The 16,666-nt window shown below is 30.6% G+C and carries 20 protein-coding genes; 19 read left to right on the top strand and 1 reads right to left on the bottom strand.

Annotated features, from left to right (window positions below; translation table 11 throughout):
• Window positions 1-125: 125 nt before the first annotated feature.
• The 9 genes from B2671_RS03600 to upp all read left to right on the top strand — a co-directional run bounded on the left by B2671_RS03600 (window position 126) and on the right by upp (window position 7,336).
• Window positions 126-725 carry a thymidine kinase gene (locus tag B2671_RS03600; protein ID WP_346869189.1) on the top strand — a complete coding sequence of 200 codons (600 nt, stop codon included), beginning with the start codon at window positions 126-128 and terminating at the stop codon, window positions 723-725.
• 73 nt (window positions 726-798) lie between these two features.
• Entirely contained in the window at window positions 799-1,710 is a 912-nt protein-coding gene (locus B2671_RS03595) for a DUF1385 domain-containing protein (protein ID WP_346869188.1), read from the top strand.
• A gap of 22 nt (window positions 1,711-1,732) precedes the next feature.
• Window positions 1,733-2,584, top strand: a complete 852-nt coding sequence (gene prmC / locus B2671_RS03590) for a peptide chain release factor N(5)-glutamine methyltransferase (RefSeq protein ID WP_346869187.1) — start codon at window positions 1,733-1,735, stop codon at window positions 2,582-2,584.
• 74 nt (window positions 2,585-2,658) lie between these two features.
• Window positions 2,659-3,735, top strand: a complete 1,077-nt coding sequence (gene prfA / locus B2671_RS03585; RefSeq protein ID WP_346869186.1) for a peptide chain release factor 1 — start codon at window positions 2,659-2,661, stop codon at window positions 3,733-3,735.
• Between the two features lie 32 nt (window positions 3,736-3,767).
• On the top strand, window positions 3,768-4,352 hold the full coding sequence (locus B2671_RS03580; RefSeq protein ID WP_346869185.1) for a hypothetical protein: 585 nt from the start codon (window positions 3,768-3,770) through the stop codon (window positions 4,350-4,352).
• Between the two features lie 45 nt (window positions 4,353-4,397).
• Entirely contained in the window at window positions 4,398-5,144 is a 747-nt protein-coding gene (locus B2671_RS03575; RefSeq protein WP_150846297.1) for a ZIP family metal transporter, read from the top strand.
• Window positions 5,145-5,172: 28 nt separating this feature from the next.
• Complete coding sequence (locus B2671_RS03570; RefSeq protein ID WP_346869184.1) at window positions 5,173-6,222, top strand: L-threonylcarbamoyladenylate synthase; 1,050 nt, start codon at window positions 5,173-5,175, stop codon at window positions 6,220-6,222.
• A gap of 14 nt (window positions 6,223-6,236) precedes the next feature.
• Window positions 6,237-6,686: a ribose 5-phosphate isomerase B gene (gene rpiB / locus B2671_RS03565; RefSeq protein WP_150846299.1), complete on the top strand. Its 450-nt coding sequence runs from the start codon at window positions 6,237-6,239 to the stop codon at window positions 6,684-6,686.
• 20 nt (window positions 6,687-6,706) lie between these two features.
• Window positions 6,707-7,336 carry a uracil phosphoribosyltransferase gene (upp, locus tag B2671_RS03560; protein ID WP_035135383.1) on the top strand — a complete coding sequence of 210 codons (630 nt, stop codon included), beginning with the start codon at window positions 6,707-6,709 and terminating at the stop codon, window positions 7,334-7,336.
• A 172-nt stretch (window positions 7,337-7,508) separates the two neighbouring features.
• Here upp and B2671_RS03555 read toward each other — a convergent pair whose 3' ends face one another.
• Entirely contained in the window at window positions 7,509-8,057 is a 549-nt protein-coding gene (locus B2671_RS03555) for an NADH peroxidase (RefSeq protein WP_035135384.1), read from the bottom strand.
• Window positions 8,058-8,878: 821 nt separating this feature from the next.
• Between B2671_RS03555 and B2671_RS03550 the strand changes: the two genes are divergently transcribed.
• The 10 genes from B2671_RS03550 to B2671_RS03505 all read left to right on the top strand — a co-directional run bounded on the left by B2671_RS03550 (window position 8,879) and on the right by B2671_RS03505 (window position 16,652).
• The gene (locus B2671_RS03550; protein WP_035135386.1) at window positions 8,879-9,253 is read left to right on the top strand and encodes an ATP synthase subunit I; all 375 of its coding nucleotides are present in this window, start codon (window positions 8,879-8,881) and stop codon (window positions 9,251-9,253) included.
• 4 nt (window positions 9,254-9,257) lie between these two features.
• Window positions 9,258-9,938, top strand: a complete 681-nt coding sequence (locus tag B2671_RS03545; RefSeq protein ID WP_346869183.1) for a F0F1 ATP synthase subunit A — start codon at window positions 9,258-9,260, stop codon at window positions 9,936-9,938.
• 83 nt (window positions 9,939-10,021) lie between these two features.
• Entirely contained in the window at window positions 10,022-10,270 is a 249-nt protein-coding gene (atpE, locus tag B2671_RS03540; RefSeq protein WP_346869182.1) for an ATP synthase F0 subunit C, read from the top strand.
• Between the two features lie 130 nt (window positions 10,271-10,400).
• Window positions 10,401-10,880 carry a F0F1 ATP synthase subunit B gene (locus tag B2671_RS03535; protein WP_346869181.1) on the top strand — a complete coding sequence of 160 codons (480 nt, stop codon included), beginning with the start codon at window positions 10,401-10,403 and terminating at the stop codon, window positions 10,878-10,880.
• 2 nt (window positions 10,881-10,882) lie between these two features.
• Window positions 10,883-11,926 carry a F0F1 ATP synthase subunit delta gene (locus tag B2671_RS03530; protein WP_346869180.1) on the top strand — a complete coding sequence of 348 codons (1,044 nt, stop codon included), beginning with the start codon at window positions 10,883-10,885 and terminating at the stop codon, window positions 11,924-11,926.
• Window positions 11,927-11,964: 38 nt separating this feature from the next.
• On the top strand, window positions 11,965-13,479 hold the full coding sequence (gene atpA / locus B2671_RS03525; protein ID WP_346869179.1) for a F0F1 ATP synthase subunit alpha: 1,515 nt from the start codon (window positions 11,965-11,967) through the stop codon (window positions 13,477-13,479).
• Window positions 13,480-13,511: 32 nt separating this feature from the next.
• Window positions 13,512-14,375 (top strand): ATP synthase F1 subunit gamma, encoded by an 864-nt coding sequence (gene atpG / locus B2671_RS03520; protein WP_346869178.1) that lies wholly within the window; start codon window positions 13,512-13,514, stop codon window positions 14,373-14,375.
• 92 nt (window positions 14,376-14,467) lie between these two features.
• Complete coding sequence (gene atpD, locus B2671_RS03515) at window positions 14,468-15,859, top strand: F0F1 ATP synthase subunit beta (protein ID WP_346869177.1); 1,392 nt, start codon at window positions 14,468-14,470, stop codon at window positions 15,857-15,859.
• A gap of 23 nt (window positions 15,860-15,882) precedes the next feature.
• Window positions 15,883-16,149: an ATP synthase F0F1 subunit epsilon gene (locus B2671_RS03510; RefSeq protein ID WP_035135416.1), complete on the top strand. Its 267-nt coding sequence runs from the start codon at window positions 15,883-15,885 to the stop codon at window positions 16,147-16,149.
• 170 nt (window positions 16,150-16,319) lie between these two features.
• On the top strand, window positions 16,320-16,652 hold the full coding sequence (locus B2671_RS03505) for a PadR family transcriptional regulator (protein ID WP_051824263.1): 333 nt from the start codon (window positions 16,320-16,322) through the stop codon (window positions 16,650-16,652).
• Window positions 16,653-16,666: the final 14 nt, after the last annotated feature.

Raw genomic sequence — 16,666 nt, 5'->3', positions numbered from 1 at the left:
CTGGTAGTCATCGGATAAAATATTTATTTTTGAAAATGTACTTATAATATTAATTTGATTAATGGAGTTTTTTCTACTAAAATAATATTGTGTGATTAATTGATGGACTTTGGAGGAATATTACTATGAGTAAACTATATTTTAGATATGGAGCAATGAATTGTGGAAAGTCCACAAATCTTCTTCAAGTAGCTTATAATTATGAAGAAAGAGGAATGAAAGTAATAATAATTAAACCCAAGACTGATACAAAGGGAGGAAATAAAATTGTATCTAGGCTTGGAGTTACAAAAGAAGTAGATTTAAGTTTTTCTGAAGGAGAGAATATTTTTACTACTGTAGAAGATTATATAAAGAAAAATGGACAAATTCACTGCATACTAGCAGATGAAGTTCAGTTTTTTACAAAAGCTCAAGTCGATGAAATGTTTATGATAGCTGTTAAATTAAATATTCCAGTGATATGCTATGGTTTAAGAACAGATTTTCAGATGGAAGGCTTTGAAGGTAGTGAAAGACTTTTACTAGTAGCTCATAGTTTAGAGGAGCTAAAAACAATTTGTAAATGTGGTAAGAAAGCTATATTAAATGGAAGAAAGATTAATGGTAAATTTGTTTTTGAAGGTAATCAAGTTGCTATTGATAATGAAGATAATGTAGAGTACGAGTCTCTTTGTGCAGAATGTTATATTAAGTATGAAGAAGAAACATTAAATAGTAAATAACAACTAAAATAATAGGATACTTATATTAAAATAGTATTATGAAGTTAGAAAGAAATAGAAGGTAGGTGTAAAAATGGAAAAGAAGACAACGGTCGGGGGACAGGCAGTTATAGAGGGTGTAATGATGAGGGGAACTAAGGGGCTTGCTACTGCTGTAAGGCTTCCTAATGGTAGTATTGAAGTTAAAAAAGAATCAAGTGAAAGCTTGACTAAGAAAAATAAATTTTTTGGATTTCCTATAATCAGAGGATTTATATCGCTTATAGAATCTTTAATTATAGGTATAAAAAGCTTAGAGTATTCAGCTTCCTTCTTTGAGGATGATGAGGAAGAGTCAGAATCTAAATTTGATAAATGGTTTGAGAAAGTTTTTAAGGAGAAAGGAAATAGCGTACTAATGGGTATATCATTAGTTCTTTCCATAGTTTTTTCTATATTGCTCTTTTTTATTTTACCAACGGCATTGACTAGTTTGGTGAAAAAAACAATAACATCTAATGTGGTAGTTTTAAATATTATAGAAGGGATAATAAGAGTTATAATATTTATAGGCTATATATTTATTGTTGGAAAACTAGAAGATATAAACAGAGTATATCAATATCATGGAGCTGAACATAAAACTATATTTTGCTATGAAAGTGGTATAGATTTAACACCAGAAAATGCTAAGAAATTTGGAAGACTCCATCCAAGGTGTGGAACTAATTTTTTATTCTTAGTTATGGTTATTAGTATAATTATATTTTCCTTCACGGGATGGCAATCTATAGGTCAGAGAGTGATTTCTAGAGTATTATTACTACCAGTAGTATCTGGAGTAACTTATGAGGTTATAAAATGGCTAGGAAAGAGCGATAGTAAAATATCAAAAATTATTGCATGGCCAGGGTTACTTTTGCAAAAAATAACAACACAAGAACCGGATGAATCTATGCTTGAAGTTGCAATAACTTCATTAAAAGCTGCAGAGGGGTTAGAATGAATTATAGTGAATGAGGAACAATATGAATATAAATGAAGCGTTAATAAAGGCATATGATATATTAAAAAGTAGTGATATTGAATCATACATAATAGATGCACAGCTTCTATTATGTAGGGTTTTAAATGTAGAAAAGTTGTATATAATTATGAACAGGTTAGAAATATTAACTTTAGATAAAGAGCAAGAGTTTTTTAAACTAATAAATTTAAGAAGTTGCAAAAAACCTATGGCATATATTCTAGGGCAAGTTGAATTTATGGGTATTAACTTTTTTGTAGAAGAGGGAGTGTTGATACCAAGACCAGATACAGAAGTTTTAGTAGAAGAGTGTATTTCTATAATAAAGAAAAATAATATAAGTTTAATATGTGATATGTGCTGTGGAAGTGGAGCTATTGGAATTTCAATAGGCCATTATGTGAAAAATAGCAAAGTGTGGTTATACGACATAAGTGATATAGCATTAAATGTAACTAAAAAAAATATTTCAGATTTAAATTTAGGAGAAAAGACCAATGTAAATAAAAGTAATTTATTTCAATTACCTATAAAAGAAGGTTTAAAATTTAATATGATAGTGTCAAATCCACCATATATTAAGGAGGAAGTAATTCCTACGCTTATGGAAGATGTTAAAGACTATGAACCTCATCTAGCTCTTTCAGGAGGTAAAGATGGGCTTGGTTTTTATAGAATGATATGCAAAGAAGGAAAAGCGGTACTTTCCTCTGATGGATATTTGTGCTTTGAAATAGGACATGATCAGGAAATGGAAGTAAAATCTATCATGAAAACTGAAGGATTTAGTGATATATATAGTTTAAGGGATTTGGGTGGAAATAACAGAGTTGTCATAGGAAAGTTACCATAAATAATATTTTTATGGTATAATGGAATGATGTAAAAAATTAAGATTTATGATTAAATTACGGAGAGTGTTAATATATGTTAGAGAGATTAGGTTTTTTAGAAAACAAATATGATGAATTATCAAATATGATTAGTGATCCTAGTATTATGGCTAATCAAAAGGAATGGCAAAAACTTTGTAAAGAGCATGCAGAATTAGAGATAATAGTAGGAAGGTATAGAGAATACAGAGATGCTGAAAATGCATTAGCTGAAAATAAAGAAATGCTAAATGAAGAATCAGATAGAGAAATGAGAGAAATGATTCAAGAAGATATAAAGGCATTAACGGAACAATGCGATAAGTCTAAGGAAGAAATAAGAATATTATTATTACCTAAAGACCCTAATGATGATAAAAACGTATTTATAGAAATTAGAGGTGGAGCTGGTGGAGATGAAGCAGCCTTATTTGCAGCCAATTTATTTAGAATGTATACAAGATATGCAGAGCGTAACAGATGGAAAGTAGAAATAATGAGTGCTAATGAAACTGATATCGGTGGATTTAAAGAAGTAGTATTCATGGTTAAGGGTGATAAGGCTTATAGTAAATTAAAATATGAAAGTGGAGTGCATAGAGTTCAAAGGGTACCTGACACGGAATCAAGTGGTAGAATCCATACATCTACAGCCACTGTTGCAGTACTTCCAGAAGTTGAAGACGTAGATATCGACATAAATATGAATGATATAAAAATAGACGTGTTTAGAGCTTCAGGAAATGGTGGACAGTGCGTTAATACAACAGATTCAGCAGTAAGAATGACTCACTTACCAACAGGACTTGTAGTTTCATGCCAAGATGAAAAATCACAGCTTAAAAACAAGGAAAAGGCTATGAAAATATTAAGAGCTAGACTATATGAAGCAGCAGAGGCAGAAAGAGCTAAAGGAATTGCAGATGATAGAAAGAGTCAAGTTGGAACTGGAGATAGAAGTGAAAGAATTAGAACCTATAACTATCCTCAAGGAAGGGTTTCAGATCACAGAATAGGATTAACGCTGTATAAGCTTGAAGCGTTTCTAGATGGAGATATAGATGAAATGTTAGATGGGTTAATAACTGCTGACCAAGCCGAAAAAATGAAGGCAATGGGAAATGGTATTTAGATGTTAAATTTTGTAAGGTGGAGGATTACTTAATGGATATAGATAAAGTCCTAAAGAAGCAAAGAAAATCTTACAAAAGGTTTATGCTATCTATGGGCTTTATTTTTATAATATTGCCTATAGTGTTGCTTATAGCTAAACAAATAAATATATTTTTTATTATATATCTTTGTGTTATTGAAAGTTTAATATTATTTTCTGTACTAATGAGATACAATGAAGAATATTTAAAATTTCAATTATATGAAGATAAAATACTAATATCTATTTTAGGCGGTAGAATAAAATATAAAATTCACTATAGTAAAGTAGCAATTATTCATACAATACCTCAAGAAAAATACTTTGATATATTGATAATAACAAAGTCTAAGTTTAGAAATAAAAGATTGAGATTGGTTACGAATAAAGTGCTAGAGAGATTTAATGGTATAGGGAAATATTATGTTAAAGTAAAAATGCCTAAGGATGATGACTACTATTACTTTGTAGTAAAACGAGGTGGAGTAAAGAAATATATGCTATTAGATCTACTTTTTAAGTATTGCGTAACTGCTGTATTTACTGAGGATGCTATAGCTAATATAAAAGAATATAGAAAACAGAATAAAATATAGAATTTATAAATATATTTTACTAATAATAATTTTCAAGGAGAAATTATGAATAGTACTATATTTATAATAGGAATTTTTTCTGCTATAGTATCTCTAATAGGAACTATGGTTGGTGCATTAATTGGAGTATCCTTAAAAAATCCTACTGACAAGTTATTAGGAGTTTTATTGGCAGTTGCTACAGGGATAATTATATCAATAATTTTTTTAGAACTTATACCAGAATCAATTGATAAGATCGGCTTTATTAGAACTCTCATAGTTATAATTATTGGAGTAATAGTTATATATTTTATAGATTGTTTGATTAAAGTAAGTAGCCACAGTAATGATAGAAACCCAAGTATGATAAATCATACAAAAGTTGCAATATTAATGGCCTTAGGGTTAATGATGCACAACTTTCCAGAAGGTATTATAATGGGTTTTGGATTTGTTAAGGGTTCGGGATTAGGTATAAAGATGAGTATATTAATATCCATTCATGATATACCAGAAGGAATTGCCATGGCGACACCATTAATAGCTGCTGGAAAGAAACCATTTAAAATTTTATGGTATAGTTTTTTAGTAGCATTTCCAACTGTGATAGGAGCTTGGATAGGTATGTTAATTAATTCCATATCATCTGCGTTTTTAGGCTATAGTATTGCCTTTGCCAGTGGAATTATGCTTTATGTAGCTTTTGGGCAAATGCTTCCAGAAAGCAATGAATTGCATAGTAGTTATACAAATGCAATGTGGATTATATTTGGAATTATATTTGGGTTTGTAATGATAAATTTATTTTAATGGATTATTGAAGTGGGTGTTAATAGGTATGAAAACAAAGGTTATGATGTTAAGTGAGAAGACTCCAGATGAAAGTGTAATAAAAGAAGCAGGAAAAGTTATAAAAGATGGTGGCCTTGTAGCCTTCCCTACGGAAACTGTATATGGATTAGGTGCTAATGCGTTAGATAGTAAAGCAGTAGCTAAAATTTTTATGGCAAAGGGTAGGCCGCAAGATAATCCTCTTATTATTCATGTAGGGGATTATAATATAGAGCCCTACGTTAAAAATGTACCAATTGTAGCAAGAGAAATAATAGAAAAGTTTTGGCCAGGACCAATAACCATAATACTTGAGAAGACTGAACTAGTTCCACAAGTTACTAGTGCAAAGTTGCCTACTGTGGGAATTAGAATGCCACAGAATAATATCGCTATAAGTTTAATAAAAGCCGCTGGAGTACCTATAGCAGCGCCTTCAGCTAATATATCCGGTAGACCTAGCCCTACAGACATGGAAAGTTGTGTTGAAGATTTAGATGGAAAGGTAGACTATATATTAGGAGGAGAAAATAGTATTGTAGGTGTAGAATCAACTATAGTAGATTGTACAGTTTCCCCTATATGTATATTAAGACCTGGAGCTATAACCTTAGAGATGTTAAGGGAAATGGATAATCAGGTTTATATAGATCCATCTATATTATCAAAACCTAAAGAAGATTTTAAACCTAAGGCACCAGGAATGAAATATAGACATTATGCACCGAAGGCTCCTGTGAAGATAGTAGATGGTGATATAGATAAAGTTGTTGCAAAAATTAATGAAATAGTATTAAATTATATTAAACAAGGTAAAAAAGTTGGAATTATTGCAACTGATGAAACAAAATCTTTATATAATAAAGGAACCATTGTTTCTATTGGAGCAAGATGTGATATAGAAGATATAGGTAAAAATTTATTTAGAGTTTTAAGAAGTTTTGATAGTATAGATATTGATATAATTCTTTGTGAAGCATTTGAAGAGAGTGGAGTAGGTACTGCAGTAATGAATAGACTTAAAAAAAGTGCTGGCTTTAACATATTAAAAGTATAATTGGAGGGATAAATATGAAAATAGCAATAGGTAGTGATCATGGTGGTTTAAGATTAAAAAAAGAAGTAATTAAACACTTAGAGAAAAAGAACATAGAAGTTAGGGATTATGGTACATATACAGAAGATTCTTGTGACTATCCAGACTTTGCTGAAAAAGTGGCTGAAGCAGTAGTTGCTAAAGAATATGATTATGGAATTTTAATATGCGGTACAGGAATTGGAATAAGTATATCAGCTAATAAAATACCAGGAATAAGAGCAGCGCTATGCAGTGATACTTTTAGTGCACATGCAACTAGAGAACATAATAATGCCAATATATTAGCAATGGGAGAAAGAGTTGTAGGAACCGGACTTGCTTTAGATATAGTTGATGCATTTCTTGGATCAACCTTTGAAGGTGGAAGACACGAGAATAGGGTTAACAAGATAATGGAGATAGAAAAAAAATATAATAAATAATTTTAGGAGGATAAGAACATATGAGTAAAGTTACACAAATAGACCATCCATTAATACTACATAAATTAGCATTCATGAGAGATATAAATACGGGGTCTAAAGACTTTAGAGAATTAGTAGAAGAGGTTGCTATGCTTATGGCTTATGAGGTTACTAGGGATATGCAACTAGAAGAAGTAGAAATTGAAACTCCTATAGGAATTACAAAGTGTAAAGTTCTTGCAGGAAAGAAAATGGCAATAGTACCTATACTAAGAGCTGGACTTGGAATGGTTGATGGAATGCTTAAGCTTATACCAGCAGCTAAAGTTGGGCATATAGGTATGTATAGAGATGAAGAAACTTTAATGCCGGTAGAATACTTCTGTAAGTTACCTCAAGATATAGAAGATAGAGATATCATAGTAACTGACCCAATGCTTGCAACTGGAGGCTCAGCTATAGATGCAATAAATGCTCTTAAGAAAAGAGGGGCTAAAAATATAAGACTTATGTGTCTTGTTGGAGCTCCAGAAGGAATTAAAGCTGTTATGGAAGCACATCCAGATGTAGATATATATTTAGCATCAATAGATGAGAAGTTAAATGAACATGGATATATTGTTCCAGGATTAGGTGATGCTGGAGATCGTTTATTCGGAACTAAGTAGTATATTATTAAAATTGTAATATTGCCCTGATTAGATTTAGATTTCTAATTAGGGTATTTTTCTAAGAAAAATAATATTAACGTATTAGATTACATACAAAGAGGAGCTCTAGTTAATACTAGAGCTCCATATATTATTTAGGTAAATTTTATTAAATTGGGGGAATGGGGGGTTATTTACCAAAATATCTTTGTAATAAACCGTTGAAAGCAGCACCGTGTCTAGCTTCATCTTTGCACATTTCATGAACTGTATCGTGAATTGCATCTAGGTTTAATTTTTTTGCTAATGTAGCAAGGTCTTTTTTACCTTGGCAAGCACCATGCTCAGCATCAACTCTCATTTGTAAATTAGTTTTTGTATCTGCTACAACCACTTCTCCTAATAATTCAGCAAATTTAGCTGCGTGTTCAGCTTCCTCAAATGCTATTCTCTTATAAGCTTCAGCTACTTCAGGATACCCTTCTCTATCTGCTTGACGGCTCATTGCTAAGTACATTCCAACTTCTGTACATTCTCCAGTAAAATTAGCTCTTAATCCTTCGATTACTTCTTGGTCAACTTCTGCTGCAATTCCTATTCTGTGTTCATCAGCCCAAGCTAGGTTGCCTTCTGATTTTTCTACAAATTTATCAGCACCTGCTTTACATACTGGACAAAACTCTGGAGCTGAATCTCCCTCGTGAATATAACCACAAACTGTACATACAAATTTTTTCATAAATATTTCCTCCTTAAATCTTCATGTTATATTAATTTTTGTTTTTAGATTTTCTCGATGTATTTATCTTATGAACTTATTATATACTATTAAATAATAATTATCAAGAGAAAATTATTATTTTTTATTATTTTTTTTAGGTAATAAAAAAATACTATAATTTTATTATATTACTTGATAAGGTTAAGATCATATCATGTTGTGTATTTTAATATAAAGTTAAAATATTTATAATTTAGGTTAGTATAGAAATAGCACCGATAAGATACAATAAAAATAACTTTAAAGGATAAAAGTAAAGCAATAAGCCTAAAAACAATGTTTATATAGATAAGAGTAGCACTTATTAGTTAGAATTTTGAATAAGTTAATAAATATTTAATCAATATTAAGTAAAATTAAACGGAGCATCCGTTTTTACAATAAATGCAATGCATAAAAAATTGCATACAATGAATATACAATTATATACTTATATATATATAAAGTGTAATGTAGAGGTTTAAATTGATTTATTATAGCTTAGTAGAGAACATTTTGGTAATAAATCTTTTAATTCAGAAAATAATTGATATTTTAAATTCTTTTGACTACTTATTGTAAATTTTCAGTTTTAACAGACAAATGAATAAAAGTTTTTTAAAATAATCCTTTTATTGTAAAACCTCAAAAAATGTAGCAAAGCAGAGAGAACTTGTACTATTATTGATTATTTACTTCTTTAGAACTAATTTGACCTAATTTGGTGAAAATTTAGGTTTTAGAAGATTTGAACCTAGATGTATAATATCATATATGCAAAAGCGAGGTGGTCCAATCCAATGAATAAAGAGTGCTCAGAGGTTATTAAGCTTGTTGGCTTATTTGATTCTATTATAGGAATTATAGTTTCATTAATTTTAATGTTATTCTTCAACTGGATATCCTGGTTTTTTTTATTGGGGATAATTTGTAGTTTTGTGAATTTTATTATTAACTCACTGACAACTGAAATGATTATTATGAAGGATAAGAGATTTAAAGGTTTATTAATACTTTTATCCTATATAGTTAGAATAGGACTTGTTTGTGGAATATCTCTCGCTATAATTAAGAAAAGTGAGGTGAGCTTTTTTATTTTTATTGCAGGATATACGGCTCAGCTATTAGCTATATTATGTTATGGTTTTAGCTTGAAGAGCCAGAAAGGAGTATGATGTTATGGAAGAAATGGCACCTTTGTTTGCAATTAATATCTTTGGATATAAATATGAAGTTATGTCAAGTGTTTTTATGCAATGGGTATTTATTGCATTAGCATTGGTTTTATCCATTCTATATAGTAGAAAGGTTAAAAAAGTTCCAGGCAAGGTACAAAGCATTGTAGAAGTTGGAATAGAATTTTTATCTAATGTAGTTAAAGATAACATGGGACCAGGTTCAAGTCCTTTTATTCCTTACATAGGATCCTTAGGAATTTATTTATTTTTATTAAATATGGTAGGGTTATTTGGAATAAAGCCTCCTACATCAGATTTTAGTGTAAGCTTAGGAATTGCACTTACTACTTTTTTTGTAATTCAAGGGCATACTATTAAAAAGCTAGGTCTTTGGGGTTACTTTAAAGGATATGCATCTCCTGTACCATTGTTGTTACCAATAAATATAATGGAGAGAATTATGCTTCCAATATCATTAAGTCTAAGACTTTTTGGAAATATATTTGCAGCAACAATGATTATGGAACTTCTATACGGAGCTCTTACAGGATTAAATTTTATTGCAGCAATAGGATTACCGATACCGTTCCATTTCTATTTTGATATATTTGATGGAACCATACAAATGATTATTTTTGTAATGTTAACAATGATTAATATTAAGATTACAGCAGAACATTAAAAACTAAATTTAACTAAATAAAAATTATTAATAGTAAATTACTATAAATATAAAAAATATTTATTTTTGAGGAGGAATTATAAATGGATTCAGCAGCTTTTATAGCAGGAATGTCAGGATTAGGAGCAGGTATAGCAGCACTTGCGGTTATTGGTGGAGGATTAGGAACAGGAAATGCTACTGGTAAAGCAGTAGAGAGTATAGCAAAACAACCAGAGGCTAGCAGTAAAATAATGAGTGCTTTAATAGTAGGGGGAGCTTTATCAGAGGCCACAGCTATATATGGATTTTTACTTGGATTATTATTAATATTATTCGGAGTAAAAGGTTAATATCTTAGTAAAAATATTGAGAAGGAGGGTGTAGTTCCATATCTTAATTAGTTGCAGTTTGAAGAAGACATAGTAGGCAGTGTAGTATATATTTGTGATTAAATTAAGAGGATGATGTGGAACGTAGCTTATGAATATTGATTGGAGTATTATAGTACCATCAACCATCAATTTCTTTATATTTTATTTAATACTAAGAAAATTTGTATTTAATAAGACTTTAGCAGTTATCAATACTAGAAAAGAAGAAGTGGAAAGTGCTTTTAAAAAGGCTAGGGATGAAGAAGAAAGAGCGAAGTTATTAAAGCAAAAGTATGATGAAGATGTTATAAGATATAGAAATGATGGCTTGAAATTAGTAGAAAGTTATAAGCAAAAAGCTGATAAAGTCTATGCTGAGATAGTTGAAGATTCACAAAGAGAAGTAGCTAACATAAAAGAACGAGCTACTAAAGAAATAAAAAGGGAAAGAGAAAAAGCTAGTAAAGAAATTAAGCAAGAAATTATTGATTTATCTATGAAACTTGCTGAGAAAACTTTAGAGAAAGAAATTAATGAAGAAAGTCACAGAGAGTTAATTGATAAATTTATAGCTAAGGTAGGTATTTAAAAATGTATGAATTTTTAGATAGGCGGTATGCTCTAGCTCTTTATGAAATGTGTAAAGAAGCAGGTAATATAGAAACTGTTTTGGAAGAACTAGGTGAAATAGTTGAGGAAATGGATAATAATGAAGGACTTATAAAGATTATCAGAAATCCTCAAATTAATAAGCACAATAAAAAGAGAATATTTGAGGAATTATTTAAGGGTAAGATAGAGGATGAACTTTTAAGTTTTTTACTATTACTTATTGATAAAGGAAGGATACTTTATCTAAGAGAAAAGTATAATCAGTTTAAATTAGTATACCTTAAAAATAATAATACCGTTGTAGCTAAAATTAAGTCTGTAATTCCATTAAATCATAATGAACGAGAAACTATTAAAAGTAAGTTGGAAAAACGTTATGAAAAAACAGTAATAATAGAGGAAGAAATAGATAAATCTCTATTAGGTGGAATGTTAATATCTGTTGGAGATGAAACCATAGATGGAACTATTAAGACTAAACTTATGGATCTTAAAAATATATCAGAAGGTAACGTAGGTAGATATAACTTTAGTGAGCTTAATAAAGAATTATTAGCAGATATTATAACAAATAAACCTCTAAATGAAGAAGAAACAAAAAAATTAAGAGGTTGGTTAATGGATTTCTATAGTAGAGAAATTGTCATAAATAATATAGTAGATGAGTCTTACAAAGATGATATCAAAGTTATTATAGGTGAAGATGTAACTACTAAAGCTACAATTGATGAGATAGTTAATAGTGAAAAATGTAAGATTGGTAAGGCTAAATCTCAAGAGTGTATTATAGATTTAGATGAAAAAGGTAAAATTCTTAATGCCACAGTTAGGACTGTAATTCCACTAACTGATGAAGAGAGAATTAAGTTAACTAAAGGACTTGAGAAGTTCTATAGTAGAAAAATAGTAATCCATGAAGAAATAGATGAGAGTATAGTTGGTGGAGTATTAGTTAAAATAGGAAATGATATTACTGATGGAACAGTAAAAAGTAAGCTTAGATATGTTAGAGATGACATGTAATACAGGCTTTAAATCGTGGTGAGAATAGAGGTGGAATCATGCATATTAAACCAGGTGAGATAACATCTATTATAAAAAGAGAATTAGATAGATATGAAAGTCACATTAACACTATAGATTCTGGAACTATAATCCAAATTGGAGATGGTATAGCTAGAATATATGGATTAGATAATTGTTTAGAAGGAGAGCTATTAGAATTTCCTAATAACGTATATGGAATTGCCCTTAACTTAGAGCAAGACAATGTTGGGTGCGTATTATTAGGTTCTGAAGAAGGTATCAGAGAAGGCGATATAGTAAAAAGAACGGGTAGAGTAGTAGAAGTACCTGTTGGTGAAGCTCTTGTAGGAAGAGTTGTAGATTCTCTAGGAAATCCTATCGATGGTAACGGAATGATAGTAACTTCAGAATATAGAGCTGTAGAAGTAGAAGCTCCGGGAGTTATAGAGAGACAATCAGTAAAAAGCCCTATGCAAACAGGTATAAAGGCTATAGACTCTATGATTCCAATTGGAAAAGGTCAAAGAGAGTTAATTGTAGGAGACAGACAGACTGGAAAAAGTGCATTAGCAATAGATGCTATCATAAATCAAAAGGGTAAAAATGTAACTTGTGTTTATGTAGCTATAGGTCAAAAACAGTCAACTGTTGCTAATATAGTTAATACACTAAAGGCTGAAGGGGCTATGGACTATACAATAGTTGTAGCTGCAACGGCATCACAATCTGCATCTCTTCAATATTTAGCACCTTTCTCAGGATGTTCAATGGCAGAATATTTTATGTATAAAGGTGGAGATGCACTTATAGTATATGATGATTTGTCTAAGCACGCTGTTGCTTATAGAACTATGTCATTATTACTTCGTAGACCACCAGGAAGAGAAGCTTATCCAGGAGATGTATTCTATCTTCACTCAAGACTTTTAGAAAGAGCAGCAAAACTTTCTGATGACTTAGGAGGAGGATCATTAACTGCTCTTCCAATAATAGAAACTTTAGCAGGAGATGTTACAGCATATATTCCTACAAATGTAATATCTATAACAGATGGTCAAATTTTCTTAGAATCTGACTTGTTCCATGCAGGTCAAAGACCAGCAGTAAATGCAGGTATATCAGTATCTAGGGTTGGAGGAAATGCACAAATTAAAGCTATGAAACAAGTATCATCAACCCTTAGAATAGAACTTGCACAATATAGAGAACTTGTGAACTTTACTCAATTTGGATCAGATTTAGATAAAGAAACTGTTAAGAGACTTGAAAAGGGTAAAAGGCTTATAGAAATATTAAAGCAGGGACAATATGCTCCTATGGATGTAGAAAAGCAAATAATAATAATATATTGCGGAGTGAATGATTTCTTAAGTGATATTCCAGTTCATAAGGTTAAAGCTTTTGAAAAGGAATTTTTAGAATATATAGGTACTCATTATAGAGACATACCAAGTTCTATAAAAGAAAAACAAGAATTAGATTCAGAAATAAAAGAAAGACTTAATATGGCCATAACTGAATTTAAAAAAGTATTTTTAACTGAAATTTAGAGATATCACCTAAATTTTTAGGAGGTGAAAATATGGGCGTTGCAGGATTAGTTATTTTAAAAAAGAGAATAAAATCTATAGAGAATACAAAAAAGCTTACTAAGGCTATGGCCTTAGTAGCAACATCTAAACTAAAAAAGGTAAGGGTATCCTTATATACAAATAATACGTATTTTAAAAGCTATAGAGAAGTTATGAATGAAGTAATTCCATCACTGCCAAAAGAAAATAGATATATGCAATCCAATGGAAGTAAAAAGAAATTAATCATTGTTATAACTTCAGATATGGGAATGTGCGGTGCCTATAATAATAATGTTATAGATAAGCTTAAAGAAATAACCAAAGGCCATGAAGAGGAATATTTAATAGCAGTTATTGGTGAAAAAGGTAAAAGCTTAGCTAAGAGACATAGGATTATGACATTAGATAAATATAATCAAACTATCTCTGATGTACCTACAGCTACTGAAGCTAAGAGTATCTTTGAGTATAGCTTCAATATGTTTAGTGAAGAAAAAGTAGGAGAAGTAAGTATACTTTATACTTGGTTTAAAAATCCAATAGTAAAAGAACCAAAAGAGTGTAGATTACTGCCTCTTACTTTTGAAGAAAGCGAAGAAGACCATATTGGTGAAGATGAATTTGATATAGAAGGTAATAAAGAAGAGCTTATAGAGTCAATAGTACCATCCTATTGTAATGCAATGATACTTAATGCAATGATAAATTCTAAGGCTTCAGAACAGGGAAATAGAATGGAGACAATGAATAGTGCGACTCAAAATGCAGATGAATTAATAGCTTCTTTAAGGTTAAAATATAATAGGGTTAGACAAGGGGCTATCACTCAAGAAATTTCAGAAATTATTGGTGGAGCTCAAGCACAAAGTTAATAAGCCATTATATAGTAACCTATATAAAAAGTATAGATAGGAGGAGTTATATTTAACTTATATATTAATATAGTTAGATGTAGCGAATTAATATGGCACAACGTATTGGTAAAGTAGTTCAAATTATTGGACCAGTAATAGATATAAAATTTGATACAGACTCATTGCCTAACATTTATAATGCAATCCAAATTAAGATGGATGGTAGAGTTATTGTTGCTGAGGTTGAACAACATATAGGTGATGATATAGTTAGAACTATATCTATGGAATCAACAGAAGGACTTAAACGTGGAGTTAAGGCTATAGATACAGGAAGACCTATTGAAGTGCCTGTAGGAGAACAGGTACTTGGAAGATTGTTCAATGTATTAGGTCAACCTAAAGATGGAAAAGGTCCTCTTGATACTAATAATTATTATACAATTCATAGACCAGCTCCAAGCTTTGCTGAGCAATCTGTGGAACCAGAAATGTTTGAAACTGGTATAAAGGTTATAGATTTAATAGCACCATATCAAAAGGGTGGAAAGATAGGACTTTTTGGTGGTGCAGGAGTTGGTAAAACTGTACTTATACAAGAATTAATCAACAATATAGCTAGAGAACATGGTGGATTATCAGTATTCACTGGTGTAGGAGAGCGTACAAGAGAAGGAAATGACTTATACAATGAGATGCTAGATTCAGGGGTTATAAATAAGACAGCTTTAGTATTTGGACAAATGAATGAGTCACCAGGAGCTAGAATGAGAGTTGCACTTACAGGACTTACTATGTCTGAATACTTCAGAGATAAAGGTCAAGATGTATTATTATTTATAGATAATATATTTAGATTTACTCAGGCAGGTTCAGAGGTTTCTGCATTATTAGGTAGAATACCAAGTGCTGTAGGATACCAACCAACCCTAGCAACAGAGATGGGGGCATTACAAGAACGTATAACATCTACTAACAGTGGATCAATTACTTCTGTTCAAGCAGTATATGTTCCTGCTGATGACCTTACTGACCCAGCACCAGCAACAACATTTAGCCATCTTGATGCAACTACAGTTTTATCTAGAGCTATAGTAGAGCTTGGAATATATCCTGCGGTTGATCCCTTAGAATCAAGCTCAAGAGTACTAGACCCTAGAATCGTTGGTGAGGAACATTATGAAATAGCTACTCAAGTAAAGTATATTCTTGAAAGGTATAAAGAACTTCAAGATATTATAGCTATATTAGGTGTAGATGAATTATCAGATGAAGATAAAGTTCTTGTTAATAGAGCGAGAAGAGTTCAAAGATTTTTATCTCAACCTTTTACAGTAGGAGAGCAATTCACTGGTTTAAAAGGTAGATATGTTCCTATAAAAGAAACAATAAGAGGATTCAAGGAAATATTAGAAGGTAAACATGATCATTTACCAGAGTCAGCATTCTTATTTGCAGGAACAATAGATGACGTTATAGAGAAAGCTAAGACTTTGGGTTAATATTATTTTGGATGTGATAAAATATGAAAAAGGTCTTTAAGCTTACAATAATTACTCCAGAGAGTGAGTTTTTTAAGGGGGATGCAGTCTCTTTAAACTGTGAAACTACAGAAGGCAGACTAGGAATTCTTCCAGACCATTCTGCTATAATTGCAGGACTTGTACCAACAATAACAACTTTTGAAGATGTAGATGGAAAGAAGTACAAAGTTAATACTTCTGACGGAGTCCTAAAGGTAAGAAAAAATAATGTTAGTATTCTCTGTACTATAGCACAATGGGTAGAATAAACTAAAAGGAGCACATTAAATGANNTCATTTAATGTGCTCCTTTTAATTACCTTGGAATAAAATTCAATAATAATTCAAAATAGTAAAAATATTTTGATAATAGTATTGCTATATATAGTAATACTACATATAATAATATTATACATATTAAGTAAAAGGAGGGGTGTGATTGGAAATAGATAAAGAGTTATTAAAAGGGTTTATAGACATTTTAATTTTATCTATTATTAAAGGTAATGATTATATTTATGGATATAACATAATGAAACTAGTTAATATAGCTGCTAAGGATAACTTTGAACTTCAAACAGGAACTTTATATATAGCTTTAAAACGATTAGAAAAACAAAATTTTATAACATCTAAGGTAATAGAAGGAGATAATGGAATTAAAAGAAGGCATTATTTAATTACAAAAGAAGGTGAAGTTCAACTTAATAAATTGAATGGAGATTTTAATAAGATAACAGAGCTTATTTTAAAGTTTAGAGGGGGCAGTTAATGGTGAATAATTTA

Origin of the sequence: Clostridium sp. UBA5119, assembly GCF_002414285.1 — a bacterium.
In the GTDB taxonomy this organism is placed as follows: Bacteria; Bacillota; Clostridia; order Clostridiales; family Clostridiaceae; genus Clostridium_J; species Clostridium_J sulfidigenes.
The sequence above is the reverse complement of the archived record's forward strand: the minus strand, read 5'-3'. Positions and strand labels throughout refer to the sequence as shown.